Below are 25,665 nucleotides of genomic sequence, written 5' to 3'. Positions count from 1 at the left end.
AGCAAATGAACCTTAATCCTATGAAATACGATACTTCTGAGCTTTGTGACATCTACCAGGAAGAGGTCAACGTCGTTGAGCCGTTGTTCTCTAACTTTGGTGGCCGCTCGTCATTTGGTGGGCAAATCATCACGGTGAAATGTTTCGAGGACAACGGGTTGCTGTACGATCTGCTCGAAGAGAATGGCCGTGGGCGAGTCCTGCTGATAGACGGCGGTGGTTCGGTACGCCGGGCGCTAATTGATGCGGAACTGGCTCGTCTTGCGCTGCAAAACGAGTGGGAAGGCATTGTGGTTTACGGCGCGGTGCGTCAGGTGGACGATCTGGAAGAGCTGGACATTGGCATTCAGGCTATTGCCGCCATCCCGGCTGGCTCCGCGGGCGAAGGCATCGGCGAAAGCGATGTGCGCGTCAACTTTGGTGGTGTGACCTTCTTCTCAGGCGACCATCTGTATGCAGATAATACCGGTATCATTCTCTCTGAAGATCCACTGGATATTGAATAATCCAGCCGATAGATAGCAAAACGGGCGCCTGAGGCGCCCGTTCTTTTTTGTCGGAAGCGGGAGTTACACTTCTTCCATTTTGCCCAGCAGCGCGTGCAAACGCTCCTGCCAGACGTGCTGTTGTTCTTTCAGGCTGCTGTTTTCACGCACCAGCTCTTCATGGTTGCTTTGTGCCTGCTGAACTTCCTGAGCCAGACCGTTATTTTTCTCTTTCAGCTCTTCGATTTCCATCTGTAACAACGTAATCGTGTCAACCGCCTGCTGAACTTTTGCTTCCAGTTTCTCAAACACTTCAAATGACATTTCGAACTCTCCTGAATGGCAAGGCGTTGATGGATGGCTATCCTCGTCCCGATTCTTCGGCGACGCCTTTATGAACGTATGCGCAACACGTAGCGTAACTCGATTGTAAGTAGCCCGGATGCCCGTGTCCAGCGGCTTACCGCGCTCTTTGCGTAACATGACGTTTTTCAGCCTATGCCGAAAGTTACACTTCCAGGCCGACCCGAAGTGTTAGATAAACGTTAACAAAACGCGTAATCTCCCCAGTCCCTCCATGAGGCGTCGTTCATTTTTTAGCGCGAAAACGCTCATTTTCTTGACGCACCACGCACATTTTAAGTTCGATATTTCTCGTTTTTGCTCGTTAACGATAAATTAACACCATGCCTACATGGCATAAAGGTGACAAGGATGCTCAACAACAATAATCATCAATTTGCCTTCAGGACCCCACTATGAGTCAGACCGCTACAACAACCTTAAAAGGCCAGTGCATCGCCGAATTCATGGGTACCGCGTTGTTGATCTTCTTCGGTGTGGGATGTGTAGCTGCATTGAAAGTGGCCGGCGCCACCTTCGGGCAGTGGGAAATCAGCATCATCTGGGGCTTAGGGGTGGCGATGGCCATCTATATGACCGCAGGGGTTTCCGGCGCACATCTTAACCCGGCAGTAACGATCGCACTCTGGCTGTTCGCTTGTTTTGACGGACGCAAAGTCGTGCCGTTTATTATTTCACAGTTCCTTGGCGCATTCAGCGCCGCCGCGTTGGTTTATGGCTTATATTACAATCTGTTCCTCGACTACGAACAAACGCATCATATGGTGCGCGGTAGCGTAGAAAGTCTGGATTTGGCCGGTATATTCTCCACTTATCCAAACCCACACATTAACTTCGTTCAGGCATTCGCCGTAGAAATGGTGATCACTGCCATCCTGATGGGCGTCATTCTGGCGCTGACCGACGATGGCAACGGCGTGCCACGTGGCCCGCTGGCGCCGCTGCTGATTGGTCTGCTGATCGCGGTTATCGGCGCATCAATGGGCCCTCTGACCGGGTTCGCGATGAACCCAGCGCGTGACCTTGGGCCGAAGACCTTTGCGTGGCTGGCTGGCTGGGGCGACGTCGCCTTCACCGGTGGGAAAGATATTCCTTACTTCCTGGTGCCGCTGTTTGCGCCTATTCTCGGCGCATCCCTTGGCGCATTCGGCTACCGTAAATTGATTGGTCGCCACCTGCCATGCGACGTCTGCGTTGTCGAAGAAGACAAGCCGGACAGCAAGGTGACCTCTCAGCAAAAAGCACTGTAATACTGACTTCAGGACTTGATTATGACTACAGAAAAAAAGTACATCGTCGCTCTCGACCAGGGAACAACCAGCTCGCGTGCCGTCGTCCTGGATCATGACGCCAACATTATTAGCGTTGCGCAGCGTGAATTTGAGCAAATCTATCCTAAGCCAGGCTGGGTAGAGCATGACCCGATGGAAATTTGGGCCACCCAAAGCTCCACGCTGGTAGAAGTGCTGGCGAAAGCCGACATCAACTACGACGGAATTGCGGCCATCGGTATCACCAACCAGCGTGAAACCACGGTGGTGTGGGAGCGTGAAACCGGTAAGCCAATTTACAACGCTATCGTCTGGCAGTGCCGCCGTACCGCTGATATCTGTGAAGAACTGAAGCGCAACGGCATGGAAGAGTACGTGCGCCACAACACCGGCCTGGTGGTGGACCCTTACTTCTCCGGCACCAAGGTGAAATGGATCCTCGACCACGTCGAAGGCTCCCGTGAACGTGCTCGCCGCGGCGAACTGCTGTTCGGCACCGTCGATACCTGGCTCATCTGGAAGATGACGCAGGGGCGTGTACACGTCACGGACTACACTAACGCCTCTCGTACTATGCTGTTCAACATCCACGAGCTGGACTGGGATGACCGCATGCTGGAAGCGCTGGATATTCCTCGCGCTATGCTGCCGGAAGTGCGCAAGTCTTCCGAAGTTTATGGCCAGACCAACATCGGCGGTAAGGGCGGCACGCGTATTCCAATTGCCGGGATCGCCGGTGACCAGCAGGCCGCGCTATTTGGTCAGCTGTGCGTGAAAGAAGGTATGGCGAAGAACACCTACGGTACCGGCTGCTTTATGCTGATGAACACCGGTGAGAAAGCCGTTGCCTCCACCAATGGTCTGCTGACTACCATCGCCTGCGGCCCGAAAGGTGAAGTGAACTACGCGCTGGAAGGTGCCGTGTTTATGGCTGGCGCATCCATTCAGTGGCTGCGCGACGAAATGAAACTGATTGGCGACGCGTTCGACTCCGAGTACTTCGCCAACAAGGTGAAGGATACCAACGGCGTATACGTTGTACCTGCTTTCACCGGCCTCGGCGCACCTTACTGGGATCCGTATGCACGCGGTGCTATCTTCGGCCTGACCCGTGGGGTGAACTCTAACCACATCATTCGCGCCACGCTGGAATCAATCGCTTACCAGACTCGTGACGTGCTGGAAGCAATGCAGGCAGACTCCGGTATTCGCCTGCATGCGCTGCGCGTGGACGGCGGTGCGGTAGCCAACAACTTCCTGATGCAGTTCCAGTCAGACATCCTGGGTACTCGCGTTGAGCGTCCTGAAGTTCGCGAAGTCACCGCGCTGGGCGCCGCTTACCTGGCCGGCCTGGCCGTGGGCTTCTGGCAGAATCTCGACGAACTGCAGGAGAAATCCGTCATCGAGAAAGAGTTCCGCCCGGGGATTGAAACCACCGAGCGTAACTACCGCTACGCCGGCTGGCAAAAGGCGGTTAAACGCGCGCTTGCCTGGGAAGATCACGAAGAGAAGTAATCGCTACAAGGCCCCTGAAAAGGGGCCTTTCAGTCTCTGCCTTTCCCGCCCGCCTCCCCGCCTGTGCTAAACTCCCCGGCAATTCTGTTTGCTAAATGAGTCTGCTATGAAACGTGAACTTGCCATCGAATTCTCCCGCGTGACCGAAGCCGCCGCCCTTGCTGGCTACAAATGGCTCGGCCGTGGCGATAAAAATGTCGCCGACGGCGCAGCGGTAAACGCGATGCGTATCGTCCTTAACCAAATCAATATTGACGGCGAAATCGTCATCGGCGAAGGCGAAATCGACGAAGCACCGATGCTCTACATCGGTGAAAAAGTCGGAACCGGCAAGGGCGATGCGGTAGATATCGCCGTTGACCCAATCGAAGGCACGCGCATGACGGCGATGGGTCAGGCCAACGCTCTGGCCGTTCTCGCCGTGGGAGATAAAGGCACATTTTTGAATGCGCCCGATATGTATATGGAAAAACTGATTGTCGGGCCCGGAGCCAAAGGCGTCATCGATCTAAATCTCAGTCTTGAGGACAACCTCCGCCGCATCGCCGCTGCGCTGGAAAAACCGCTTAGCGAGCTGACAGTGACCATCCTGGCCAAGCCGCGTCACGACCAAACAATCAAAGAGATGCAGAAGCTTGGCGTGCGCGTGTTTGCTATTCCCGATGGCGACGTGGCCGCCTCTATTCTGACCTGCATGCCGGACAGCGAAGTTGACGTCCTCTACGGCGTTGGCGGAGCCCCGGAAGGTGTGGTTTCAGCGGCGGTGATCCGCGCGCTGGACGGCGACATGCAGGGCCGCCTGCTGGCCCGCCACCACGTAAAAGGCGACAGTGAAGAAAACCGTCGTATTGGCGAACAGGAGCTGGTGCGCTGCAAAGCTATGGGCATTGAGGCTGAACGCGTACTGAAGCTCGATGAAATGGCGCGTAACGACAACGTGATTTTCTCTGCCACGGGGATTACCAAAGGTGACCTGCTGGAAGGGATCACCCGTAAAGGCAATATGGCGACCACGGAGACGCTGCTGATTCGCGGTAAGTCCCGCACGATTCGCCGCATTCAGTCTATCCACTATCTCGATCGTAAAGATACCGAGGTACAGAAGCATATTCTGTAACGTTTCTCGTTTGTTGGTTCGAGCTTTCCGGCTCGTTTGGGCTGGAAATGCTGCCACATTCTGGTGAATATAGGTAAAAAGCAACGACGGGAGTACAACATGGCGGAGTGGGTAACAGGTAAAGTCACCAGGGTTCAAAACTGGACGGATTCTCTCTTCAGCCTGACGGTTCACGCGCCGGTACATGCGTTTACCGCCGGGCAATTCACCAAGCTTGGGCTGGAAATTGACGGTGAACGCGTGCAGCGTGCTTACTCCTACGTGAATGCCCCCAGCAATCCCGATCTCGAGTTCTACCTGGTCACCGTTCCGGAAGGTAAACTCAGCCCTCGTCTGCATGCACTTCGGCCAGGCGATGAAGTGCAACTGGTAAGCGAAGCCGCCGGGTTCTTCGTGCTTGAGGAAATCCCCGAGTGCAAAACGCTCTGGATGCTTGCGACCGGCACCGCGCTGGGGCCTTATCTTTCCATTCTGCAGGAAGGAAAAGACCTTGAGCGTTTTGAGAATATCGTGCTGCTCCATGCGGTACGCTACGCCAGCGACCTGAGCTATCTCCCGCTGATGATTGAGCTGCAAGAGCGCTACCAGGGCAAACTGCGCATTCAAACCGTAGTCAGTCGCGAAACCGTCGCAGGATCGCTCACCGGCCGTGTTCCAGCCCTCATTGAAAGCGGTGAGCTGGAAGCCGCCGTTGGTTTACCGATGGATATCGATACCAGCCATGTGATGCTGTGCGGTAACCCGCAAATGGTGCGTGATACTCAACAACTTCTGAAAGATACCCGGCAAATGGCCAAACATCTGCGCCGCAGGCCTGGCCATATGACCGCCGAGCATTACTGGTAAATCAGCGGAATTTAACTTCGCTGGTCTCTTTCCCGAAGCGGTTTTCACCCTGGGTGCCCACAAAAGCCCCCAGGTCCATCAGCACCATGACGAAAATAAGCGTCGGGATAAAACGCCCTAATCCCCACTGCCACAGAGTGCCAAAGGTTTCCCAGTTTCCCGCAACCAGCAGCCAGGCAGGAATAAACAGCAGCGCCCACCAGCCTTTTTTATCCCTGTCGTGCAGGCGCTTCACAATCACCGCCGCAGTAGGAATCAGCGAGCCGGTGAGGAAAAATCCCGCCGTGGAATACGGCATGATTTCGGCTCCGGCCAGGGTAAACAGAATAATCAGCCCGACTATCCACGCGCCGATCCAAATCCAAAAGTCGCGGCGTCCAATACGCCCTTTAAAAGAGAACAACCATTGCTGTATGGTCATAGGTAAGGTCCTTATTATTTTATCGCGGCGTAGTGTACCCCGATCACCGCCCGTTTTGACAAGCCAACGGATTGCCGATTTAATCGGGATGATGAATCCATCAGGAGAAGTGTGTCGATGAAATACCTGCTGCCTGCCCTTGCGCTGATGGCGCTGCCTTTGGCGGTGAGCTGGGCAGATCCTGCGTCAGACGCAGCTTCTCAGCTTCCAGCGGCGCCATATCTGCTGCCCGGCGCGCCCACTTTCGATCTGACCATTACCCAATTCCGTGGCAAATTTGATATCGATAATCCGTCGCTGCCGCTGAACGAATTTCGCGCCGTGGAGAAGAGCCGCGACAAAGCCAACCTGACCCGCGCCGCCACCAAGATCAACGAAAACCTTTATGCTTCTGCAGCCCTGGAACTCGGCACCCTAAAAATTAAGTCGATGCAGATAACCTGGCTACCCATTCAGGGGCCGGAGCAAAAGGCCGCCCGGGGCAAGGCGCTGGAGTACATGGCCGCGATTATCCGCAGCTTCACGCCAACGCTCTCGAAGGCGCAAAGCCAGCAGAAACTGACCAAACTGCTCAGCGACGGCAAAAATAAACGCTATTTCGCTCAGAACGATGGTGCTATTCGCTATGTTGTGGCAGATAACGGCGAAAAAGGGCTAACCTTCGCCGTTGAACCGATTAAGCTAACGCTATCTGAGACGCTAAACAGCGGCGAATAAATGACGAAAAGCAAAGCCTTTCGCCCGCTGACTCTCTATACTGTTTCACAGACCAAGCTGCCCAACGGGCAGTGATTCTTTTTATTGCTTACCGCGTGGAGAATTAAAATGCGACATCCTTTAGTGATGGGTAACTGGAAACTGAACGGCAGCAAACACATGGTTAACGAGCTTGTTGCTAACCTGCGTAAAGAGCTGTCTGGCGTGGAAGGCTGCGGCGTGGCTATCGCCCCACCAACCATGTACCTGGACCTGGCGAAACACGCTGCTGCCGGTAGCCACATCATTCTTGGCGCGCAGAACGTAGACGTTAACCTGTCCGGGGCGTTTACCGGTGAAGTTTCTGCAGACATGCTGAAAGATATCGGTGCTAAATACATCATCATCGGTCACTCCGAGCGTCGTACCTATCACGCTGAGTCTGACGAGTTCATCGCGAAGAAATTTGCTGTACTGAAAGCAGCAGGTCTGGTGCCGGTTCTGTGCATCGGTGAAAGCGAAGCGGAAAACGAAGCGGGTAAAACCGAAGAAGTTTGTGCCCGCCAGATCGACGCCGTGCTGAAAACTCAGGGCGCAGCAGCATTTGAAGGCGCGGTAATCGCTTACGAACCAATCTGGGCTATCGGTACCGGTAAATCGGCAACCCCAGCTCAGGCTCAGGCGGTACACAAATTTATCCGTGACCACATTGCTAAAGCAGACGCGAAAGTGGCTGAGCAAGTGATCATCCAGTACGGCGGTTCCGTTAACGATAAAAACGCAGCAGAGCTGTTTGCTCAGCCGGACATCGACGGCGCGCTGGTTGGCGGTGCATCCCTGAAAGCGGACGCTTTCGCGGTTATCGTTAAAGCTGCGGCTGAAGCGAAAAAAGCGTAATTACGCGAATAATTTTGATGAACGGCTCCGCTTGCGGAGCCGTTTTTTTTAGAGTTTGTGCAGTAGCTGGAACCAGCCATAGTCCAGCGGCAGCAAAATCAAAAACGTCACCATGGCCAACGCCAGACAAAGCTTCAGCCCTTCCCTTGCCGGAACTTTTCCCAGCCCCATAGCCACCACAATCGGCGACGCCATATACGGCAGGAGCGGCGTTGAGTACCCCAGCACCTGAATCATAATCACGGACAAAAGTGGGAAACCGGTCGCCTGCGAAAAACTCTCGGCAAAGGTGGTATACAGCGCGGGAACACCATTAGCGGTAACGATAAAGTTGAGCAGGCTGGTGATGCCGGTTAGCGCCGCAAAGCTGGTGAACGGCCTGCTGGCATCCAGCGGCATGACAGCCATTAGCTTCTCGCCCACGAGGGCCCCAAGGCCGATATGCGTCACGGTCGTGGCCAGAGCCAGAATGCCCGCCACATAAAAACAAGTACGCACATTCACGCCGCTGGCAAACTCCTCGCCACTGATGAATCCAATACGCGGCAAGAGAGTCAGGCAGGCGGCAATCAGCCCAATCCATGCGGGACCAATCCCGTGCCAGCTTTCCGTGACCCACAGCCCCAGAACGGCGACCAGCAGCCATGCCAGCCGCTTTTCTTCGGGGCTCATAGGCCCCGGGCTATCCATTTGCTTTGGCGGCAGAGGCTTGCCGGGAAAGAGCCAGGCAATCAGGCCTATCAACACGAATCCTTTCAGAATGCCGAGCACCGGAGTGTGCAGCAGCAAATAAGGCAGATAGTTAAGATGCAGACCATAAGAGCCTTCAGCCGCCCCGCTCATCACCAGATTCGGCACGTTCGCGGGTAAAATCGTGGCCGAGAGCTGGAAAGTGCCAAACCCCACGGCCAGCGCCAGGCCATACCAGGCGCGGGTGCCTTCGCCAATGGACGCTCTTTTCGCCATCGCCGCAGCAATCGGCATCAGCAGGGCAATACGTCCCATATTGGAAGGCATAACAAATGCCAGGGCATAGCTTAGTAGTACGACAATGCCCACCATATGTAGCCAGGAATCCGTCAGCCGGGCAGAAAGCGCCCGCGCAACCCTATCGGCCAGACCCGTTTTGCGGATCGCTATACCCAGCACAAAACCGCTGAACACCAGCCAGAAGGCTGACGAGGCAAAACCACTAAAAATCACCTCGGCCGGGGCTATTTTCGCCACCATCGCCGCGGCGAAAAATAACAGTGCAGTCAGGTATTCCGGGAGCGCAGACGTGGCCCAAAGGACAATAGTGATGAGGATAATAATGCCGGGCAGGAACAGAGGATCTGACAACCAGAGCGACATACCTGTCTCCTAGTGATAATGGATCTCACCGAAATAGTCAGAGAGAACGTAATAGCGGCAATATTCAAAGGGCCGGGTTTCTCCGGCCATAAAAGTCTGGCGGGACACCGAAAGTAGCGGCTTATTCTGTTCGATTTGCAGTTTTTCGCAGAGATCGGCCCCCGGCAAAATCGCATCCACTTTTTCGATAGCTGAGTCACTTTTCACCTTCAACAGGCTGTAAAGCGAAGCATTTTCCAGCGCCTCTGCCGTCAACGTTAAGCCGGGAAAGAAAGAGAGATCGAGATAGATTTTCTCATGGTTAAACGGACGGTTATTCAGGCTGCGGATGCGTGAAATATAGAGATAATGGTGGTGGGCGGGCAAACTGAGCCCATCCTCCTGGGCATCACGCGCGCGACGCGGGGCGATATCAAGAATGCGGTTTTCAACTGCTACGCTGGCATCGCGCAGATCGGTAGTAATGCCGCGGTACGTGTGCCCGTAGCTCACGCCTTCCGGCACGGCGCTGACCACCGACCCGCTGCCGCGTTGAGAAGTGATAATGCCGGCGCCAATCAATTCACTCCAGGCCTGTTTAACCACAATCAGCGAAACATTATAGGTTTGGGCCAATGCCTTTTGCGTTGGAAGCTGGCTCCCCAGCGGCAGAGCCCCGCTTTGGATTTGCTGACAGATGATGTAAAACAACTGTTTGTATAGCGGGGTAAAACTCGTCTTATCAACCTGCAAGCTGCTTACCTCAAAGTCTGCCAGACGGGGACGGCATGACCGCCCCACAGAGCACAACGTTAGCCTGTAATCTGCCTGGCGAGTTCTGCCAAATCGAAATGGTTCATGCGATTAATGGTCGTCAAATAATCGACAGGGAAAGCATCAGCACCATGGAAAGCGCCGGAAAGTGCCCCAACCATGGTGGCGACGGTATCGGTATCATTGCCGATATTAACGCCAGAAATAATAGCATCAACGGCAGAATCCGAACAACAAGCGAACAGACCAAATGCGGCAGGCACCGCTTCGCTCACATGCAGCCCGGAACCAATAATATCCGCCAGTTCAACAATCGCCGTTTCCCAGCTCAGGTGACGCTTACCGATGGACACGGCCAGCTCTATGCGCCTTGCCACAGAAGGCCCTGCGACCATCATTGCACCTTGCTCCTGCGCCAGCGCATAGCCACGGTCTGCACCATAAATACCGGCAGCAATAATACTTTCTGCGCTAGTGACGTTTTGTAGTGCTTCACTGGTCGCGGCCGCCATCGCCGCCGCGCCGGACATCGCCAGTACGTTGTTATGGGTAAAGCGCGTGATGTCCAGGGCGGACTGGATTGCTGCCTCTATGTCTCCAGGGTGTAGCACCGCCGCTGGCCAAATTTTCATCGCCGCGCCGTTGGTCGCTTCCGCATTGCCCTTGTTCACTATCTGCACGGATTGCTTTTCACCTTCCAGCTCGCCCTGTAGAGATGCGCGGTTATCGTTGAAAATAGCTTTCATCGCAGCCCGGGTTGTTGGGCCGGTAAAGTTGGCGTAGAACGGATAATCCAGCCAGCGTTGAAACGCCTCGCGCATTGCACCATCGCTCACTTTGCGCTGATGATGTAGCAGGGCGTCAATGATGTATTTTGCCTGTATAAAGTCATCGGTACACATCCCTGCTTCGTTGCAACGGCCAAAGGTATCGGCCGGCGGTTTTTCAAAACCGGTTACCCAGCCACCAAAATAATCGCGAATCTGCCGCTGAGTCCGCACCTCGGTTGCCGCCCCCATGGCATCGGCGGCAGCGGCGCCAATCAGGCACCCGAGAATTTTATTGTGTTCAACGTTCATACATCACTCCTGAAGGGTTGAGGTTATTTTTATCGGATGGCTGGCTTTAAAAGCCGCAAACTGTTCCGGGTAAGGCAATGCCGTCATTGCCCCTTTTGCCGTTACCACCATGGCGCCGCAGACGTTGGCATTTTCAATGGCTTCCACAAGCAGGCGGTGATCCCAGCTTCCCGACCGGGAAAGCGTGTAAAGCAGCCCGCCCACAAAGGCATCTCCTGCCCCGGTGGTGTCTACCACCGTGATTTTCGGGGCAGGGAAGCTAAATTCGCCCTCCGGCGAAATCAGCAGGGCTCCCTGCTCCCCGAGGGAGATAATGGTCGTCGTACAGCCCAGGTCATGAATAAGGTGGCGAGCATCCTGCCAATGCTCTACCTCGCCCAGCCAGCAAAGTTCTTCCGCTGACACTTTGCAGATAGACGCCTGACCAATGGCTTCGGCCAACAATGGCCTGATTTCACCTACGTCTCGCCACATGTTGAGGCGCAGGTTAACGTCAAACATCACATGACCTCCGGCGGCTTTAATCCGACTGGCACCTGCCAGACAGGCTTCACGCGCTGGACTGTCAGTCAGCCCTATTGAGCTGAAGTAGAACCATTGCTCAGCCGAAAACTCGGGGAGATCCTGAGGAGAAACAAAGGCATCAGCCCCCGGATGAACCAGATAAGTAAAGCTGCGCTCTCCCTCAGGCGTAAGATTCACAATCAGTACCGCACTGGTCTGTCGTGGATCGAGGCGCAATGCCGTGACATCAACGCCATCATCGCGGAGCGTGTGCTGCAGAAAATGCCCGGTATCATCATCGCCAAGGCAGCCAATAAACCCGCAGTTCCCCCCCAGCCGCGCAACACAAACCGCGACATTTGCCGATGCGCCACCTGGGCATTTCAGGTAGGTATTGACCTGCTCAGGCACCAGATCCACCGAAGCATCGCCAATAACCCAAACCTTGTTGCGTTGATGCATAAAGCCCTCCTCAGGCCTGGCGGTGAGCCAGATCGGCCTGAATATCACGGTAGTAATGGTTATTAATCAGATACTTTTTCATTAATAGCCCGACGGCCAGGTGGAACAGTGCCGGGATCATCGTCATCATCAATGCGATCCCGGCCAGCGAGCGTGCGCTTTGCTGAACGTCGGCTTGATAATCAAAGTGGCTAAGCAGGAACCCTAGTACTCCGCCGGCGATGCCCATACCAAATTTCTGGAAGAACAGGATGCCACCGAAGGCCAGGCCTGATACCCGCAACCCCGTCTTCTTCTCCCCATAATCCACCGCTTCAGCAATCGAGGACCAAAACACCGGCATTTGCATGTCGCAGAAGAAGTTGATCAGGAAGTAGAAAATGAATGCCAGGACCAGGCTTTGTTGGCCAACGCAGAAATACATCGCCAGGCTCAGGGCGAAAGTGATCAGTTGGGTGTAACGGAACATTTTAATTTTGTCCCAAAATTTCGTCACCCAGGTGGTGGCGACCATAGCCAGAATAGAAGCGACCACGCCAGTCGTCAGGAAGGGAGATATCAGGGCATCACCGCCGCCCAGGTAATACTTCGCATAATAAGCCGCGACGGAACCACGAATCACATAGCCACACATCAGCAGCATGATCACGACACCCAGAATCAACCACTGATCGTTACGCAGTAAATTAGCAAACTGCTGTTTTATACTCAGCGACGGTAATTCCGGTTCGCTGCGCTCGCGAGTCGTCAAAAAACAAAAAATAAAGAGAAGGGTTCCCATCGCCCCCATCAGTCCCATCGAAAGCTGGTAACCATGCGCTTTGCTACCCTGCCCCAGCCAAACCGCCAGCATAGGCACCACGATAGTGACTAAAAACGCGGCAATTTTTGTCATGACGAAGCGGTAGCCATTGGCACTCAGTCGTTCGACAGGATCGTTACTGATCACACCAATCAGCGAAATATAGGGAATGGTGATCGCGGTATAGACCACTGTCATCAGGATATAGGTGAAATAGGCCCATGCCAGTTTTGCCGTATAAGCAACATCCGGCGTAATAAACATTAGGTACACGGCAAAGCCGAATGGAACAGCAAACCAAATCAGCCACGGACGATAGCGCCCCCAGCGGGTTGATATCTTATCGGTTAGCATGCCCATTGCCGGGTCAATAAAAGCATCGATCATGCGGACAACAATCAGTAATACGCCAACATCCGCTGCCTTAAGGCCATAGATATCGGTATAGAAATAGGCCAACAGGAGCTGCATGGCCACAATCACTACGTTAATCGCCATATCCCCGGCGCCAAACCCCACTTTTTCCACGATTGACAGTTTCATATCGGTATTCCTTTGGCACCTTAGGGCGCAAGAATGTCGAACAAGAGAAGAGATAACTGCGTGAAATAAATAATTTTTAACGATATCTGTAGCCGAACAGCGCGGGGATAGCGTCAGGGAGGAGAGTACGCTAACGGCAAAAGATATAAAGGTATGCTTTTATATCTTTAGATCGATTTCACATTATTTAAATATGGGATGCACGGGCAAGACGTGAGAGTGTGATTTTGATCAAAAAAAAGCCACCAGGAATTTAAGATGTCGCGTAATCTGAACCCATATCATAAAAAAGCCCGGGGGCATGACGCCACCGGGCTTTTTTATTTTACTCCCCGGCAGGCCTTTAGCCCGCCAGTTTGTAGAGATTAACGCTTACTGATTTGGTCGAAGCTGCCACCATTAGAGAAGTGATCCTGCTGCGCTTTGGTCCAGCCGCCAAACTCTTCATCAATCGTGTAGAGCTTCAGTTTCGGGAACACTTTTTCGTATTTCTTTGCTACTTCCGGATCGCGCGGGCGATAGTAATTTTTGGCCGCAATTTCCTGACCTTCAGGTGAGTAGAGATACTTCAGGTAGGCTTCCGCCACGGCCTGCGTGCCTTTCTTCTCAACAACCTTGTCCACTACAGACACCGTCGGTTCCGCAAGAATAGATTCGCTCGGAGTCACAATCTCAAACTTGTCTTTACCCAGTTCATTAGTAGCCAGTAACGCCTCGTTTTCCCACGCAATCAGCACATCGCCAATACCGCGTTCAACAAAGGTGTTAGTCGAGCCACGGGCACCGGAGTCCAGCACCTCTACGTTTTTGAATAAGGCTTTAACGAAGTCCTGTGCTTTAGCCTGATCGTTATTGTTATGGTGCAGCGCATAACCCCATGCGGCTAAATAGTTCCAGCGCGCTCCGCCTGAGCTTTTCGGGTTTGGCGTGATGACAGAAACACCGGGTTTAATCAGATCGTTCCAGTCATGAATTTGTTTAGGGTTGCCTTTGCGTACCAGGAACACGATGGTGGAAGTATAGGGCGCAGAGTTATCCGGCAGACGCTTGATCCAGTTTTTATCAATGCGCCCCCGCTCGGCGATGGCATCAACGTCATAGGCTAGTGCCAGGGTCACGACATCGGCTTCAATACCATTGATGACCGACGTAGCCTGTTTCCCGGAGCCGCCGTGGGACTGGCGCACGGTAACCGTATCTCCGGTTTGCTGCTTCCAGTGCGCGCTAAACGCTTTGTTGTACTCTTCATACAGTTCACGAGTCGGATCGTAAGACACGTTGAGTAACTGAATGTCCTTCGCCAGTACGCCACCAGAAGCCAAAAGTAATGTTAAACCCACGCCCCACTTGTTCATCGCTCGCTCTCTTTATGAAGTTTGATGAAGCCAGCGTGCCAGAAACCATTTCAAGGATTAAAGAATAAAAAAAGATTGGCTATAACTTTTGGCGATATAACAGGCAATAAAAAACCGGGCAATGCCCGGTTTTCGCTGATAGCAGCTCGGCTTAGTACAGCTTTTTAGCGCAATCCAGCCAGTCACCTTTAAACGGACGCTTCATGTTTTCAATGGCGTCGATGATGTCATGGTGAACCAGTTTTTCGTTCTGAATACCTACGCAACGACCACCAAAGCCCTGCAGCAGCAGTTCGATGGAGTAAGCCCCCATGCGTGACGCCAGGATACGGTCATACGCTACCGGAGAACCGCCGCGCTGAATGTGGCCCAGAACGGTTGCACGGGTTTCACGCTTGGTTTCGGTTTCGATGTATTTAGCCAGCTCATCGACATCACAAATATGCTCGGTGATGGCAACAATGGCGTGTTTCTTACCTTTCGCAATCCCGGCTTTGATTTCTGCCACCAGATCTTCGCGACTGAATTCAACTTCCGGCAGCACCACAAACTCGCAGCCACCGGCGATAGCCGCAGCAAGGGTTAAGTCACCGCAGTAGCGCCCCATCACTTCAACGATGGAGATACGCTGGTGTGAAGAGGAGGTATCACGCAGACGGTCAATCGCTTCAACCACGGTTTCCAGGGCGGTGAAGTAACCGATGGTGTAGTCGGTGCCTTTGATATCGTTATCAATGGTGCCTGGCAGGCCGATGCAAGGGAAGCCCATTTCGGTCAGGCGCATAGCCCCCATGTAAGAGCCATCACCACCGATAACCACGAGAGCATCAATGCCGCGTTTTTTCAGGTTTTCGATAGCCACGGCGCGAACGTTTTCATCGCGGAACTCAGGGAAGCGAGCAGAACCGAGGAAAGTACCGCCCCGGTTGATCATGTCGGACACGCTGTAGCGGTCCAGCTGTACCATGCGATCTTCGTACAGACCCAAGTAGCCATCATAAACACCCATGACTTCCAGGCCTTCTGACAGTGCTGCACGCACCACACCGCGGATCGCCGCGTTCATGCCCGGCGCATCGCCGCCGCTCGTCAACACACCAATTTTTTTGATCATGACTACCTCTGAACTTTGAAAGCAAAATTAATCCTGTTGCCGGAAAACGCTGCGGGCAATCCGAAGCTTCGACGCTGCCCAAATAGTATAACAACGGCTTCCAGCTGAATTGATTCAGGTCAGGCCAAATGGCGGTACATTATGCAAAAACTGCCAATCAGCGCCAACTTTCCAACGTAAAACTAAAGCTCGAAATGCCCCTGCCGTCCCGTCGGAACAACAGAGCAAGGGTCCTGATGGATAATCACATCCGATCCCGGGAAACGATGCAGAATCGCCTGCTCCACCTGTTCAGCAACAACATGTGCCTGAACCAGCGGCAAATTATCTTCCATCTCAATATGAAGCTGTATAAAGCGGGTCGGCCCTGACTGCCGCGTTCGGAGATCGTGGGCTCCTCTAACGCCGGGCCACGCATTCACGATATCAATAATAGCCTGACGTTCCTCGTCTGGTAACGCCCGATCAAGCAGCGATTGCACGGCTTCATAGCCCATTTGCAGTGCGCTATACAAAATGTACACGCCAATACCCAAAGCAAACAGCGAATCCGCACGGTGCCAACCATACCAGGATAAGGCCAGCGCAATAAGAATTGCGCCATTCATCATAACATCAGACTGATAATGAAGCATATCGGCCCGGACGGCCTGGCTTTGCGTTTTTCGCACCACCCAGCGCTGGAACGTCACCAAAAGTAGGGTGCTTATCAGTGCCACAATCGTCACCGCAACGCCAATCCCAGGATCTTTCATCGGGGAAGGATCCGCCAGGTGCTGAATACCGGTTAAAAACAAGAACAAGGCCGATCCCGAAATAAACATACTTTGTGCGAGCGCGGCCAGCGACTCCGCTTTACCGTGACCAAACGTGTGCTCTTCGTCCGCCGGCTGCAGCGAGTAGCGAACCACCAACAGATTCGTTAATGAAGCGGCAATATCAACCAGTGAGTCTACCAACGCCGCCAGGATACTGACCGAGCCGGTATACCACCAGGCGAAAATTTTAATTAACAGTAACAGCGACGCCATGACGGTCGCTGCAATTGCAGCCCGACTAACCAGCTGCCCATATTGTTGATTCATGGGGGCTCCCGCAGGTGAATGCCGCTAGTATAGCGGATCTACTCTGAGCATCAGGCAAAAAAAACCCGCCGGGATAGGCGGGTTTCTTTTAGAAACGCACTTCACTCAACCATACTTTCTGGCGAAATCTTCGTCAGACGAGCACAGGTACAAAATGAATTCAACAAAAGCAATCAGCGCAGGGATAAAGGTCCAGCAGAAGATCAGATAAAGGAATCCCTGACCAATTTTTCCCAAATAAAATTTATGCACCCCAAAACCACCGAGGAAGAAGGCCAGTAGCGCGGCTGCAATACGATTTTTATTACCTTGCACCTGCGTTAGCTGTGGTGCACCACACTGCGGACAGGCTTTAGCCGTCTCGTGAATTTCTTTACCGCAACCACGGCAAAAAACCATCCCAGACATAATCACTCCATAATTAATTTATTTTCAGTCTAAATATTTTATCGACAAGGCGAAGTCAAAAATAACCAAACAGCATGTGTAGTAGCGGCTGATATAAGTAACATTTTTCACCGATAAGCAGGACGCTTCATCGCGGCTAATGAGATTCGCACTTTAGTTTAAGAGATGGCCGGATCATTTTCTATTAAGATTCTTTGCCCACGTATTCGGTATCACCATTCATATTACGCCCTTCCCTGCATAGCACCGCACGCCAACGCCGGGTTGCGTTATTTTGGTTGTAAGATTTTGATAAAAAAAAACCCGCCTGGTGAGGCGGGGAAGACAGGGATGGTGTCTATGGCAAGGAAAACAGGGTTTGTTACTGGTTACTACGGGTACTGCTACTACTCATGGCCTGCAGCGAAATGCCCTGCTGCAGTTCCGACAGTTCACGGAGATTGTCCATGCGCTGCTGGTGTTTCTCATTTAAAGCGGCTTGCTGTTCCGGGCTGAGTAAGTGGTACATTTGGTTGCGTACTTTTGCCATCTCGACCTGGCGGGCAACCTGTTCTTGTGCCATTTTTTCTGCCTGAGCTTTCACTGCCACTTCATCAAATTTATCTGCGGTGACCAGGCGATGCATGATCTCCATTTCGCTAACATTAACGGGTGGGCTATCATGCCTTGCCCGGTGCATAAGATCTCGCATCTGTTGGCGTTGTTGCTCAGTCAAACTTATGCCGTCAAACATGTGATTCTGAGCGTTGTTTCGTTTCGCCAGATTGTCGCTCTGTGGGCAGTTAACGCCGGTCGGCAAATCAGCGGCCAGGCTGGCTAACGAGATAAATGCCAGTGTTGAGGCCATGACGACAGCGGTAACATTGCGCATCACTTGCTCCCAAAATCTGTGTGTGCTGCGATTCAACGAGAGCCAGTCTACGATTCCCGCTGCAAACTAGCGTCAGGGGGTGTAAAACAACGTAAAGTCATGGATTAGCGCGCCTTGATGACGTAATTTCTGCCTCGGAGGTAATTTCACAATGAATAAAATCCTGTTAGTTGATGATGACCGAGAGCTGACTTCCCTGCTAAAGGAATTGCTCGACATGGAAGGTTTTGACGTGATTGTTGCTCACGATGGTGAGCAAGCGTTAACGCTTCTGGACGACAGCATCGACCTGTTATTGCTCGACGTAATGATGCCCAAGAAAAACGGCATTGATACTTTGAAAGAGCTTCGCCAGACACACCAGACACCAGTCATTATGCTTACCGCTCGCGGTAGCGAACTTGACCGCGTGCTCGGCCTTGAGCTGGGTGCCGATGACTACTTACCGAAACCCTTTAACGATCGCGAGCTGGTCGCCCGTATTCGCGCCATCCTGCGACGTTCACACTGGAGCGAGCAGCAACAAAACAGCGACAGCAGTTCACCGACGGTAGAAGTCGATGGGCTGAGCCTCAATCCTGGCCGCCAGGAAGCCAGCTTCGACGGGCAGGCGCTGGACTTAACCGGTACCGAGTTCACGCTGCTGTATCTCCTTGCTCAGCATCTGGGCCAGGTGGTTTCGCGTGAACACCTGAGTCAGGAAGTTTTGGGTAAACGCTTAACACCATTTGACCGTGCAATCGACATGCATATTTCCAACCTGCGTCGTAAATTGCCGGATCGCAAAGATGGCCATCCGTGGTTTAAAACCTTACGTGGCCGTGGTTATCTGATGGTTTCCGCTTCATGATAAGTAGCCTTACCGCGCGCATTTTTGCCATCTTCTGGCTGACGCTGGCTCTGGTACTGATGTTAGTTTTAATGTTGCCGAAGCTGGATTCACGCCAGATGACCGAGCTGATGGAAAATGAGCAACGTCAGGGCTACATGATTGAGCAACACGTCGAAGCTGAACTGGCAACCGACCCACCGAATGACTTGATGTGGTGGCGGCGCTTATTCCGTGCAATCGACAAATGGGCACCTCCTGGCCAGCGTCTGCTGCTGGTCACCAGCGAAGGGCGCGTCATTGGCGCCCAACGCAACGAAATGCAGATTATCCGTAACTTTATCGGTCAATCCGATAACGCCGATCATCCCCAGAAAAAGAAATATGGTCGGGTTGAGCTGGTGGGGCCATTTTCAGTACGTGACGGCGAAGATAACTACCAGCTTTATTTGATTCGACCGGCCAGCAGCTCGCAATCTGACTTTATCAACCTGCTGTTCGACCGCCCTCTCTTACTGCTCATTGTCACGATGCTGGTAAGTTCTCCATTGTTGCTCTGGTTAGCGTGGAGCCTGGCGAAACCCGCGCGTAAGCTGAAGAATGCCGCAGATGAAGTGGCCCAGGGCAACCTGCGCCAGCATCCGGAACTGGAAGCCGGGCCGCAAGAGTTCCAGGCCGCTGGCGCGAGCTTCAACCAGATGGTAACCGCTCTGGAGAGAATGATGACGGCGCAGCAAAGGCTGCTGTCTGATATCTCTCATGAGCTGCGCACGCCTTTAACCCGCCTACAGCTCGGCACGGCGCTGCTTCGTCGGCGCAGCGGAGAGAGTAAAGAACTGGGGCGCATCGAGACGGAAGCCCAGCGCCTGGACGGTATGATTAATGATCTGCTGGTCATGTCGCGCAATCAGCAAAAAAACGCGCTGGTTAGCGAGACCATGAAAGCCAATCAAATCTGGACAGAGATGCTGGATAACGCCGCTTTTGAAGCCGAGCAGATGGGCAAATCACTGGAAGTCACTTACCCGCCGGGCCCGTGGCTAATGTACGGTAACCCGAATGCGCTGGAAAGTGCGCTTGAGAATATTGTCCGCAATGCTCTGCGTTACTCGCACACCAAGATAGCGGTGAATTTCTCCGTCGATAATCAGGGTATTACCGTCACCGTTGACGATGACGGTCCGGGCGTCAGCCCAGAAGACAGAGAGCAAATCTTCCGTCCGTTTTATCGTACGGATGAAGCACGCGATAGAGAATCGGGTGGAACAGGACTCGGTTTGGCCATCGTTGAAACTGCCGTGCAGCAACACCGTGGCTGGGTAAAAGCCGACGACAGCCCCCTCGGCGGCCTACGTCTGACGCTCTGGCTACCGCTTTATCACCGCTGATAACAGGGTAACCACCAGCCATAGCAGGCTCTACGGAGCCTGTTTTCGTTTCTGCCCGATAGCAATTTTGCTATTCTGCGCCCCTAGTCGATGGGGGTTGTATGTTAAATATCGTTTTGTTTGAGCCAGAAATTCCACCCAATACCGGGAACATTATCCGCCTGTGCGCCAATACCGGTTTCCGCCTGCACATCATTGAGCCTATGGGCTTCCCCTGGGATGATAAGCGCCTTCGCCGCGCGGGTCTGGATTATCACGAATTTACGACTGTCCTGCGCCATCGTGACTACAACGCTTTTCTGGAAACCGAAAAGCCTCAGCGCCTGTTTGCTTTAACAACCAAGGGAACGCCCGCCCACAGTGCTGTAAGCTATCAGGCTGGGGATTATTTGATGTTTGGCCCGGAAACTCGTGGGCTGCCAGCGGAGATACTGAATGCCATGCCGCCTGAACAGAAGATCCGCATCCCGATGATGCCGGACAGCCGCAGCATGAACCTCTCTAACTCGGTGTCCGTGGTGGTCTATGAGGCCTGGCGCCAACTGGGATATCAGGGCGCCGTTCTCAGAAGTTAGATACCGTCTCCGTACTCAAAGCCTGCGCCGTTGAAGTGCTGATCCATATCGATTGCCGGTTTATCGCTGCCAGGTGTGCCCACGATCCGAGCCGGTACACCAGCAGCCGTTGTGTGCGGCGGAACAGGCTGTAGCACGACGGAGCCTGCGCCAATTTTTGCGCCAACGCCAACTTCGATATTGCCAAGGATTTTTGCGCCAGCGCCAATCATCACGCCTTCGCGGATCTTCGGATGGCGATCGCCACTGGTTTTACCGGTACCGCCCAGCGTGACCGATTGCAGAATAGATACATCGTTTTCGACGACCGCTGTCTCACCGATAACAATCCCGGTGGCATGATCAAGCATGATCCCACAACCGATTTTTGCCGCCGGGTGAATATCTACCTGAAAAGAGACTGAAACCTGGTTCTGCAAGAAAATAGCCAGCGCCTGTCGCCCCTGTAGCCAAAGCCAGTGACCAATTCGGTACGCCTGTAAAGCATGAAAGCCTTTAAGATAAAGCAGCGGCGTTGAATATTTGTCTACCGCCGGGTCACGGGTGCGTACGGCCTGAATGTCACAAGCGGCAGAAGCAATCATCTGCGGATCGGCCGCGTAAGCCTCTTCAACAACCTCGCGAATGGCAATGGCCGGCATAATCGGCGAAGCCAGCTTATTGGCTAACATATAGCTGAGCGCATTCCCAAGATTATCGTGCTTGAGGAGCGTCGCATGATAAAAACTGGCCAACATGGGTTCACAATCCGCAAGCGCTCGCGCTTCGGCTTTAATATTGCTCCACACCAAATCCAGTTCTTCAGACGACATTGCTCTCTCCAGACATAAAAACAACGCCCGACACCAGGGTCGGGACGTTTCAGTTATTGCGGTGTATTAAGCGATCCTTCATTTGCCGCTTCGTTCATCCTTACGAGTACGACCAAGCAACGTTAATGCTGCCTCGCGCGCATTTTTTCCGCAATACAATACCTGATAAATTTCCTCGGTTATTGGCATTTCGACGCCTACCCGAGCCGCCAGCTCGCGAACTTCTTTCGTATTGCGATAGCCTTCAACCACCTGGCCAATCTTTTGCTGTGCGCCGTCCACATCCATTCCCTGACCGAGCATCATGCCGAAGCGACGGTTACGGGACTGGTTGTCGGTACAGGTCAGCACCAGATCGCCCAGGCCAGCCATCCCCATAAAGGTTTCCGGCGAAGCACCAAGCGCGCTGCCCAGGCGCGTCATCTCAGCGAGACCACGCGTAATAAGCGCCGTACGTGCGTTGGCGCCGAACCCGATGCCGTCTGACATCCCTGCGCCAATAGCGATCACGTTTTTAACCGCACCGCCAAGCTGAACGCCGATGAAATCGGGATTGCTGTAGACGCGGAAACTTTTACCACAGTGCAGCAGATGCTGGAGATCATCCGCAAACTGGTCATCGGTCGCCGCAAGCGCAATCGCCGTCGGTAAACCTGCTGCCAGCTCTTTAGCGAATGTCGGGCCAGAAATAACGGCCAGAGGAACATCATCACCCAGCGCCTCACGGGCAACGTCCTGCAGTAATCGACCCGTTTCAGCTTCCAGCCCTTTTGTCGCCCACACAATACGTGCGTCCGGGCGCATCAGCGGCTTGATTTGGCGTAACACTTGCCCGAACACATGGCTCGGTACGACCACCAAAATATTGCGGCTGGCGGCCAGCGCAGAGGCTAAATCACTCTCGAGATGCAGGGTGTCAGGAAAAGGAACATCGGGCAGGAATGCCACATTGCAGCGATCGGCCTGCAGAGTAGCAATATGTTTGGCATCATGGCCCCACAGCACAACGTGGTGGCCGTTTCTCGCAAGGGTGATAGCGAGAGCGGTGCCGTAAGAGCCGGCACCGATAACAGTCATTGAAGCATTAAGGCTGTTCATCAGGCATCCTGATGGTTTTCAGCACCTTCGCCAGCTTGCTGCTGCAGATAGTTCATGAACAACGCATCGAAGTTAACCGGTGCAAGGTTCAGCTGAGGGAAAGTACCGCGAGAAACCAGGCTAGTGATACATTCACGCGCATACGGGAACAGAATGTTCGGGCAGTATGCACCCAGGCAATGCGCCAGCTGCGTGCCTTCGATGCCTTCAACGGAGAAGATACCCGCCTGCTGAACTTCGCACAGGAAAGCGGTGTCTTCGCCCAGCGTAGCGGTCACGGTTACGCGCAACACAACTTCATAAACATTTTCAGCCAGCTGGCTGGACGCAGTATCCAGATCCAGTTTTACTTCTGGCTGCCAGTCTTTCTGGAAAACGTGCGGCGCGTTAGGTGCTTCGAAAGAGACATCCTTGGTGTAAACACGCTGAATCTGGAAACCCATTTCTGTATTGTTTTGTTCTGACATTGTTAACCCTTAAATTTAAACGTCCTTACTCTGCGATACACGGCAGACAAACCGCACTAGCTCAGCAGGGGATCGAGTCCACCACGCGCATCCAGTGCGTACAAGTCATCGCAACCGCCAATGTGCTGTGCGTCAATAAAAATCTGCGGTACCGTGGTGCGGCCACTGCGTTTGATCATCTCTTCCCGCTTAGCGGCATCACCATCAATAGGTAATTCCTGGAACGCCACGCCTTTTTCATTCAGCAGGGCTTTTGCACGGTGGCAAAAAGGACAAGTCGCTTTGGTATAGATCTCGATGTTCGCCATGGTTTACCTCAGTTTTCCAGATTATTTACCGCGAACCAGCGGCAGGTTTTCCCCGCTCCAGCCAGCAATACCTTCTTTTAACAGCGCAACCTGCTCAAAGCCAGCCTTGTGCAACAAAGCCGCTGATTCTTGTGAAGAAACACCGTTAGCGCATACCACAATAATGGGCTTCGCTTTGTGTTTTTCAAGCTCACCAAAATTGCCGCTTTTGATTTCAGTTGGCAGCACGTTCAGTGAATTCGCAATGTGGCCTTTACGGAAATCATCACGCTGGCGTACATCGACAACCACCGCATCTTCTTTGTTAATTAAGCGAGTGGCTTCCCCGCGGGTGATCACTTTGACTTTAGAAGCCAGGCCTTTAAAGGTCATGAAAAGTACCGCGGCCAGCAGACCAACCCACGCCAGACTAAGTATGGGGTGGCGGCCAACGAATTGCATAATTTCTTGCATGGGGGGTAGTAACTCCCGACTAAGTAATGATGAGAAAACCAGGTGGGGAGTATACCTTCGCGTTGTGGCAATTACAGCCAGTCTGAATAATGTTATGTGGATTCTGCGGGCTGTTACGAAAAAAAAGAACCAGACTGATGAAATCCGATCGCCATCCGGCCTCTTTCTTTGATCTTCTGCGGCTATTCGACGAGATCGGCTGTAGTAAAATTACGCAAATTTTGTCTTAGACTCAGAGGTTGTTGCAATGTCGGTTACTAAAAAACCTATGGTCCTGGTGATTCTCGATGGCTATGGCCACCGTGAAGAGCAGCAGGATAACGCGATTCTTAATGCTAAAACGCCGGTGATGGATAGCCTGTGGGCCCAGCGACCACATACCTTGATCAATGCGTCTGGCCTGGAAGTCGGTCTGCCAGACGGGCAAATGGGCAACTCCGAAGTGGGCCACGTCAACCTCGGTGCTGGCCGCATCGTTTATCAGGATCTGACTCGCCTGGATGTTGAAATTAAAGAACGTACTTTCTTTAATAACCCGGTATTGACTGGTGCAGTCGACAAAGCCGTTTCCGCCGGTAAAGCCGTGCATATCATGGGCCTGGTTTCTCCAGGCGGCGTTCACAGTCATGAAGACCATATTCTGGCGATGATAGAGCTGGCAGCAGAACGAGGAGCAGAAGCTATCTATCTGCATGCTTTCCTTGATGGCCGCGACACGCCGCCACGCAGTGCTGAGTCTTCCCTGAAGAAATTTGCCGACAAATTCGCTGAGCTCGGCAAAGGCCGTGTAGCAACGCTGATTGGCCGCTATTACGCGATGGACCGCGACAACCGCTGGGATCGCGTTGAACTGGCCTATGACCTGATGACTCAGGCCAAAGGTGAGTTTCAGGCAGACAACGCCGTTGCCGGTCTCGAAGCCGCTTATGCCCGTGATGAAAACGATGAATTCGTTAAGCCAACGGTCATCCGCGCCGCAGGCGAAGTCGAATCCGCTATGAATGACGGCGATGCATTAATTTTCATGAACTTCCGTGCGGACCGTGCCCGTCAGATCACCCGCGCCTTTGTTAACGCCGATTTCGACGGTTTCAGCCGCAAAAAAGTGGTGCAGTTTGGCGACTTCGTGATGCTGACTGAATATGCCGCAGACATTAAAACGGCCTGCGCTTACCCACCAGCTTCACTGACCAATACTTTTGGCGAGTGGATGGCGAAGCACAACAAAACCCAGCTGCGCATCTCCGAAACCGAGAAATACGCCCACGTAACCTTCTTCTACAACGGCGGGGTTGAAGAGCCGTTCGCTGGTGAAGACCGCGTGCTGGTGAATTCACCGAAAGTGGCAACCTACGATCTGCAGCCTGAAATGAGCTCCGCAGAGCTGACTGACAAGCTGCTGAGCGCCATCAACAGCGGTAAATACGATACCATCATCTGCAACTACCCGAACGGTGACATGGTCGGTCATACCGGCGTTTATGATGCTGCGATTTCCGCCGTTGAGGCGCTGGATAATTGCGTTGCTCAGGTGGTTAATGCCGTTGAGGCCGTTGGCGGTCAGCTGTTGATCACCGCAGACCACGGCAACGCAGAGCAAATGCGCGACCCGGCTACCGGCCAGGCACATACTGCGCATACCAGCCTGCCGGTTCCGCTGATCTACGTAGGTAAGAAAAACCTGAAAGCTGTCGCTGGCGGCAAGCTCTCTGACATCGCGCCAACCATGTTGAGCCTGATGGGAATGGAAATCCCGCACGAGATGACTGGCAAGCCGCTGTTCATCGTGGAATAA

The 25,665-nt window shown here is 53.3% G+C and carries 28 protein-coding genes; 11 read left to right on the top strand and 17 right to left on the bottom strand.

Going from position 1 to position 25,665, the window contains the following annotated elements; translation table 11 throughout:
- Positions 1-20 precede the first annotated feature (20 nt).
- Positions 21-506: a ribonuclease activity regulator protein RraA gene (locus VW41_00425; protein AJZ91805.1), complete on the top strand. Its 486-nt coding sequence runs from the start codon at positions 21-23 to the stop codon at positions 504-506.
- Between the two features lie 63 nt (positions 507-569).
- Here the strand turns inward: VW41_00425 and VW41_00420 are convergent, their stop codons facing one another.
- A complete protein-coding gene (locus VW41_00420) occupies positions 570-809 on the bottom strand; it encodes a septal ring assembly protein ZapB (GenBank protein ID AJZ87618.1) in 240 nt (79 codons plus the stop codon).
- Positions 810-1,243: 434 nt separating this feature from the next.
- On the opposite strand from VW41_00420, the gene VW41_00415 reads away from it, so the two are divergent.
- The 4 genes from VW41_00415 to VW41_00400 all read left to right on the top strand — a co-directional run bounded on the left by VW41_00415 (position 1,244) and on the right by VW41_00400 (position 5,597).
- Positions 1,244-2,098 (top strand): glycerol uptake facilitator GlpF, encoded by an 855-nt coding sequence (locus tag VW41_00415; GenBank protein AJZ87617.1) that lies wholly within the window; start codon positions 1,244-1,246, stop codon positions 2,096-2,098.
- A 21-nt stretch (positions 2,099-2,119) separates the two neighbouring features.
- The gene (glpK, locus tag VW41_00410; protein AJZ87616.1) at positions 2,120-3,634 is read left to right on the top strand and encodes a glycerol kinase; all 1,515 of its coding nucleotides are present in this window, start codon (positions 2,120-2,122) and stop codon (positions 3,632-3,634) included.
- A 106-nt stretch (positions 3,635-3,740) separates the two neighbouring features.
- Positions 3,741-4,751 carry a fructose 1,6-bisphosphatase gene (locus VW41_00405; protein AJZ87615.1) on the top strand — a complete coding sequence of 337 codons (1,011 nt, stop codon included), beginning with the start codon at positions 3,741-3,743 and terminating at the stop codon, positions 4,749-4,751.
- A 99-nt stretch (positions 4,752-4,850) separates the two neighbouring features.
- The gene (locus VW41_00400) at positions 4,851-5,597 is read left to right on the top strand and encodes a ferredoxin-NADP reductase (protein AJZ87614.1); all 747 of its coding nucleotides are present in this window, start codon (positions 4,851-4,853) and stop codon (positions 5,595-5,597) included.
- Position 5,598: 1 nt separating this feature from the next.
- On the opposite strand, the gene VW41_00395 is transcribed toward VW41_00400, so the two are convergent.
- Positions 5,599-6,018 (bottom strand): membrane protein, encoded by a 420-nt coding sequence (locus VW41_00395; protein ID AJZ87613.1) that lies wholly within the window; start codon positions 6,016-6,018, stop codon positions 5,599-5,601.
- A gap of 117 nt (positions 6,019-6,135) precedes the next feature.
- On the opposite strand from VW41_00395, the gene VW41_00390 reads away from it, so the two are divergent.
- Both VW41_00390 and VW41_00385 read left to right on the top strand, forming a co-directional pair.
- Entirely contained in the window at positions 6,136-6,735 is a 600-nt protein-coding gene (locus VW41_00390) for a hypothetical protein (protein AJZ87612.1), read from the top strand.
- A gap of 108 nt (positions 6,736-6,843) precedes the next feature.
- Complete coding sequence (locus VW41_00385) at positions 6,844-7,611, top strand: triosephosphate isomerase (protein ID AJZ87611.1); 768 nt, start codon at positions 6,844-6,846, stop codon at positions 7,609-7,611.
- A gap of 48 nt (positions 7,612-7,659) precedes the next feature.
- Here the strand turns inward: VW41_00385 and VW41_00380 are convergent, their stop codons facing one another.
- The 10 genes from VW41_00380 to cpxP form a co-directional block, all read right to left on the bottom strand.
- Entirely contained in the window at positions 7,660-8,964 is a 1,305-nt protein-coding gene (locus VW41_00380) for a citrate transporter (GenBank protein AJZ87610.1), read from the bottom strand.
- Between the two features lie 9 nt (positions 8,965-8,973).
- Complete coding sequence (locus VW41_00375; protein ID AJZ87609.1) at positions 8,974-9,696, bottom strand: GntR family transcriptional regulator; 723 nt, start codon at positions 9,694-9,696, stop codon at positions 8,974-8,976.
- Between the two features lie 59 nt (positions 9,697-9,755).
- The gene (locus VW41_00370; protein AJZ87608.1) at positions 9,756-10,796 is read right to left on the bottom strand and encodes an ADP-ribosylglycohydrolase; all 1,041 of its coding nucleotides are present in this window, start codon (positions 10,794-10,796) and stop codon (positions 9,756-9,758) included.
- Between the two features lie 3 nt (positions 10,797-10,799).
- Complete coding sequence (locus VW41_00365) at positions 10,800-11,762, bottom strand: aminoimidazole riboside kinase (GenBank protein AJZ87607.1); 963 nt, start codon at positions 11,760-11,762, stop codon at positions 10,800-10,802.
- Positions 11,763-11,772: 10 nt separating this feature from the next.
- A complete protein-coding gene (locus tag VW41_00360) occupies positions 11,773-13,107 on the bottom strand; it encodes a sodium:galactoside symporter (GenBank protein ID AJZ87606.1) in 1,335 nt (444 codons plus the stop codon).
- Positions 13,108-13,472: 365 nt separating this feature from the next.
- A complete protein-coding gene (locus VW41_00355) occupies positions 13,473-14,462 on the bottom strand; it encodes a sulfate transporter subunit (GenBank protein ID AJZ87605.1) in 990 nt (329 codons plus the stop codon).
- A gap of 151 nt (positions 14,463-14,613) precedes the next feature.
- Positions 14,614-15,576 carry a 6-phosphofructokinase gene (locus tag VW41_00350; protein AJZ87604.1) on the bottom strand — a complete coding sequence of 321 codons (963 nt, stop codon included), beginning with the start codon at positions 15,574-15,576 and terminating at the stop codon, positions 14,614-14,616.
- Between the two features lie 182 nt (positions 15,577-15,758).
- Positions 15,759-16,661, bottom strand: a complete 903-nt coding sequence (gene fieF / locus VW41_00345) for a ferrous iron transporter (GenBank protein ID AJZ87603.1) — start codon at positions 16,659-16,661, stop codon at positions 15,759-15,761.
- A gap of 105 nt (positions 16,662-16,766) precedes the next feature.
- Complete coding sequence (locus VW41_00340; GenBank protein AJZ87602.1) at positions 16,767-17,069, bottom strand: hypothetical protein; 303 nt, start codon at positions 17,067-17,069, stop codon at positions 16,767-16,769.
- A 361-nt stretch (positions 17,070-17,430) separates the two neighbouring features.
- Complete coding sequence (gene cpxP / locus VW41_00335) at positions 17,431-17,940, bottom strand: periplasmic repressor CpxP (protein AJZ87601.1); 510 nt, start codon at positions 17,938-17,940, stop codon at positions 17,431-17,433.
- A 151-nt stretch (positions 17,941-18,091) separates the two neighbouring features.
- Between cpxP and VW41_00330 the strand changes: the two genes are divergently transcribed.
- The 3 genes from VW41_00330 to VW41_00320 all read left to right on the top strand — a co-directional run bounded on the left by VW41_00330 (position 18,092) and on the right by VW41_00320 (position 20,732).
- Complete coding sequence (locus tag VW41_00330; protein AJZ87600.1) at positions 18,092-18,790, top strand: transcriptional regulator; 699 nt, start codon at positions 18,092-18,094, stop codon at positions 18,788-18,790.
- On the top strand, positions 18,787-20,157 hold the full coding sequence (cpxA, locus tag VW41_00325; protein ID AJZ87599.1) for a two-component sensor protein: 1,371 nt from the start codon (positions 18,787-18,789) through the stop codon (positions 20,155-20,157). The genes VW41_00330 and cpxA overlap by 4 nt, the downstream gene beginning before the upstream one ends.
- Before the next feature lie 101 nt (positions 20,158-20,258).
- Positions 20,259-20,732, top strand: coding sequence for an rRNA methylase (locus tag VW41_00320; GenBank protein AJZ87598.1), 474 nt, complete (start codon positions 20,259-20,261; stop codon positions 20,730-20,732).
- Here the strand turns inward: VW41_00320 and cysE are convergent.
- The 5 genes from cysE to VW41_00295 form a co-directional block, all read right to left on the bottom strand.
- Positions 20,729-21,544, bottom strand: a complete 816-nt coding sequence (gene cysE, locus VW41_00315; protein ID AJZ87597.1) for a serine acetyltransferase — start codon at positions 21,542-21,544, stop codon at positions 20,729-20,731. The genes VW41_00320 and cysE overlap by 4 nt on opposite strands.
- A 78-nt stretch (positions 21,545-21,622) precedes the next feature.
- Positions 21,623-22,642, bottom strand: coding sequence for a glycerol-3-phosphate dehydrogenase (locus VW41_00310; protein AJZ87596.1), 1,020 nt, complete (start codon positions 22,640-22,642; stop codon positions 21,623-21,625).
- Positions 22,642-23,109: a preprotein translocase subunit SecB gene (locus VW41_00305; GenBank protein AJZ87595.1), complete on the bottom strand. Its 468-nt coding sequence runs from the start codon at positions 23,107-23,109 to the stop codon at positions 22,642-22,644. Before VW41_00305 ends, VW41_00310 begins: the two co-directional genes overlap by 1 nt.
- A gap of 56 nt (positions 23,110-23,165) precedes the next feature.
- Positions 23,166-23,417: a glutaredoxin gene (locus VW41_00300; GenBank protein AJZ87594.1), complete on the bottom strand. Its 252-nt coding sequence runs from the start codon at positions 23,415-23,417 to the stop codon at positions 23,166-23,168.
- A 21-nt stretch (positions 23,418-23,438) separates the two neighbouring features.
- Positions 23,439-23,870 (bottom strand): hypothetical protein, encoded by a 432-nt coding sequence (locus VW41_00295; GenBank protein ID AJZ87593.1) that lies wholly within the window; start codon positions 23,868-23,870, stop codon positions 23,439-23,441.
- 247 nt (positions 23,871-24,117) lie between these two features.
- On the opposite strand from VW41_00295, the gene VW41_00290 reads away from it, so the two are divergent.
- Entirely contained in the window at positions 24,118-25,665 is a 1,548-nt protein-coding gene (locus VW41_00290; GenBank protein AJZ87592.1) for a phosphoglyceromutase, read from the top strand.

Origin of the sequence: Klebsiella michiganensis, assembly GCA_000963575.1 — a bacterium.
Lineage (GTDB): Bacteria > Pseudomonadota > Gammaproteobacteria > Enterobacterales > Enterobacteriaceae > Cedecea > Cedecea michiganensis_A.
Note: the sequence above shows the minus strand (reverse complement) of the source record. Positions and strands in the feature narration are given on the sequence as shown.

Coding starts and splice junctions, on each gene's coding strand:
- VW41_00425 (AJZ91805.1), top strand. CDS start 21: ATGAAATACGATACTTCTGAGCTTTGTGACATCTACCAGGAAGAGGTC.
- VW41_00420 (AJZ87618.1), bottom strand. CDS start 809: ATGTCATTTGAAGTGTTTGAGAAACTGGAAGCAAAAGTTCAGCAGGCG.
- VW41_00415 (AJZ87617.1), top strand. CDS start 1,244: ATGAGTCAGACCGCTACAACAACCTTAAAAGGCCAGTGCATCGCCGAA.
- glpK (AJZ87616.1), top strand. CDS start 2,120: ATGACTACAGAAAAAAAGTACATCGTCGCTCTCGACCAGGGAACAACC.
- VW41_00405 (AJZ87615.1), top strand. CDS start 3,741: ATGAAACGTGAACTTGCCATCGAATTCTCCCGCGTGACCGAAGCCGCC.
- VW41_00400 (AJZ87614.1), top strand. CDS start 4,851: ATGGCGGAGTGGGTAACAGGTAAAGTCACCAGGGTTCAAAACTGGACG.
- VW41_00395 (AJZ87613.1), bottom strand. CDS start 6,018: ATGACCATACAGCAATGGTTGTTCTCTTTTAAAGGGCGTATTGGACGC.
- VW41_00390 (AJZ87612.1), top strand. CDS start 6,136: ATGAAATACCTGCTGCCTGCCCTTGCGCTGATGGCGCTGCCTTTGGCG.
- VW41_00385 (AJZ87611.1), top strand. CDS start 6,844: ATGCGACATCCTTTAGTGATGGGTAACTGGAAACTGAACGGCAGCAAA.
- VW41_00380 (AJZ87610.1), bottom strand. CDS start 8,964: ATGTCGCTCTGGTTGTCAGATCCTCTGTTCCTGCCCGGCATTATTATC.
- VW41_00370 (AJZ87608.1), bottom strand. CDS start 10,796: ATGAACGTTGAACACAATAAAATTCTCGGGTGCCTGATTGGCGCCGCT.
- VW41_00365 (AJZ87607.1), bottom strand. CDS start 11,762: ATGCATCAACGCAACAAGGTTTGGGTTATTGGCGATGCTTCGGTGGAT.
- VW41_00360 (AJZ87606.1), bottom strand. CDS start 13,107: ATGAAACTGTCAATCGTGGAAAAAGTGGGGTTTGGCGCCGGGGATATG.
- VW41_00355 (AJZ87605.1), bottom strand. CDS start 14,462: ATGAACAAGTGGGGCGTGGGTTTAACATTACTTTTGGCTTCTGGTGGC.
- VW41_00350 (AJZ87604.1), bottom strand. CDS start 15,576: ATGATCAAAAAAATTGGTGTGTTGACGAGCGGCGGCGATGCGCCGGGC.
- fieF (AJZ87603.1), bottom strand. CDS start 16,661: ATGAATCAACAATATGGGCAGCTGGTTAGTCGGGCTGCAATTGCAGCG.
- VW41_00340 (AJZ87602.1), bottom strand. CDS start 17,069: ATGTCTGGGATGGTTTTTTGCCGTGGTTGCGGTAAAGAAATTCACGAG.
- cpxP (AJZ87601.1), bottom strand. CDS start 17,940: ATGCGCAATGTTACCGCTGTCGTCATGGCCTCAACACTGGCATTTATC.
- VW41_00330 (AJZ87600.1), top strand. CDS start 18,092: ATGAATAAAATCCTGTTAGTTGATGATGACCGAGAGCTGACTTCCCTG.
- cpxA (AJZ87599.1), top strand. CDS start 18,787: ATGATAAGTAGCCTTACCGCGCGCATTTTTGCCATCTTCTGGCTGACG.
- VW41_00320 (AJZ87598.1), top strand. CDS start 20,259: ATGTTAAATATCGTTTTGTTTGAGCCAGAAATTCCACCCAATACCGGG.
- cysE (AJZ87597.1), bottom strand. CDS start 21,544: ATGTCGTCTGAAGAACTGGATTTGGTGTGGAGCAATATTAAAGCCGAA.
- VW41_00310 (AJZ87596.1), bottom strand. CDS start 22,642: ATGAACAGCCTTAATGCTTCAATGACTGTTATCGGTGCCGGCTCTTAC.
- VW41_00305 (AJZ87595.1), bottom strand. CDS start 23,109: ATGTCAGAACAAAACAATACAGAAATGGGTTTCCAGATTCAGCGTGTT.
- VW41_00300 (AJZ87594.1), bottom strand. CDS start 23,417: ATGGCGAACATCGAGATCTATACCAAAGCGACTTGTCCTTTTTGCCAC.
- VW41_00295 (AJZ87593.1), bottom strand. CDS start 23,870: ATGCAAGAAATTATGCAATTCGTTGGCCGCCACCCCATACTTAGTCTG.
- VW41_00290 (AJZ87592.1), top strand. CDS start 24,118: ATGTCGGTTACTAAAAAACCTATGGTCCTGGTGATTCTCGATGGCTAT.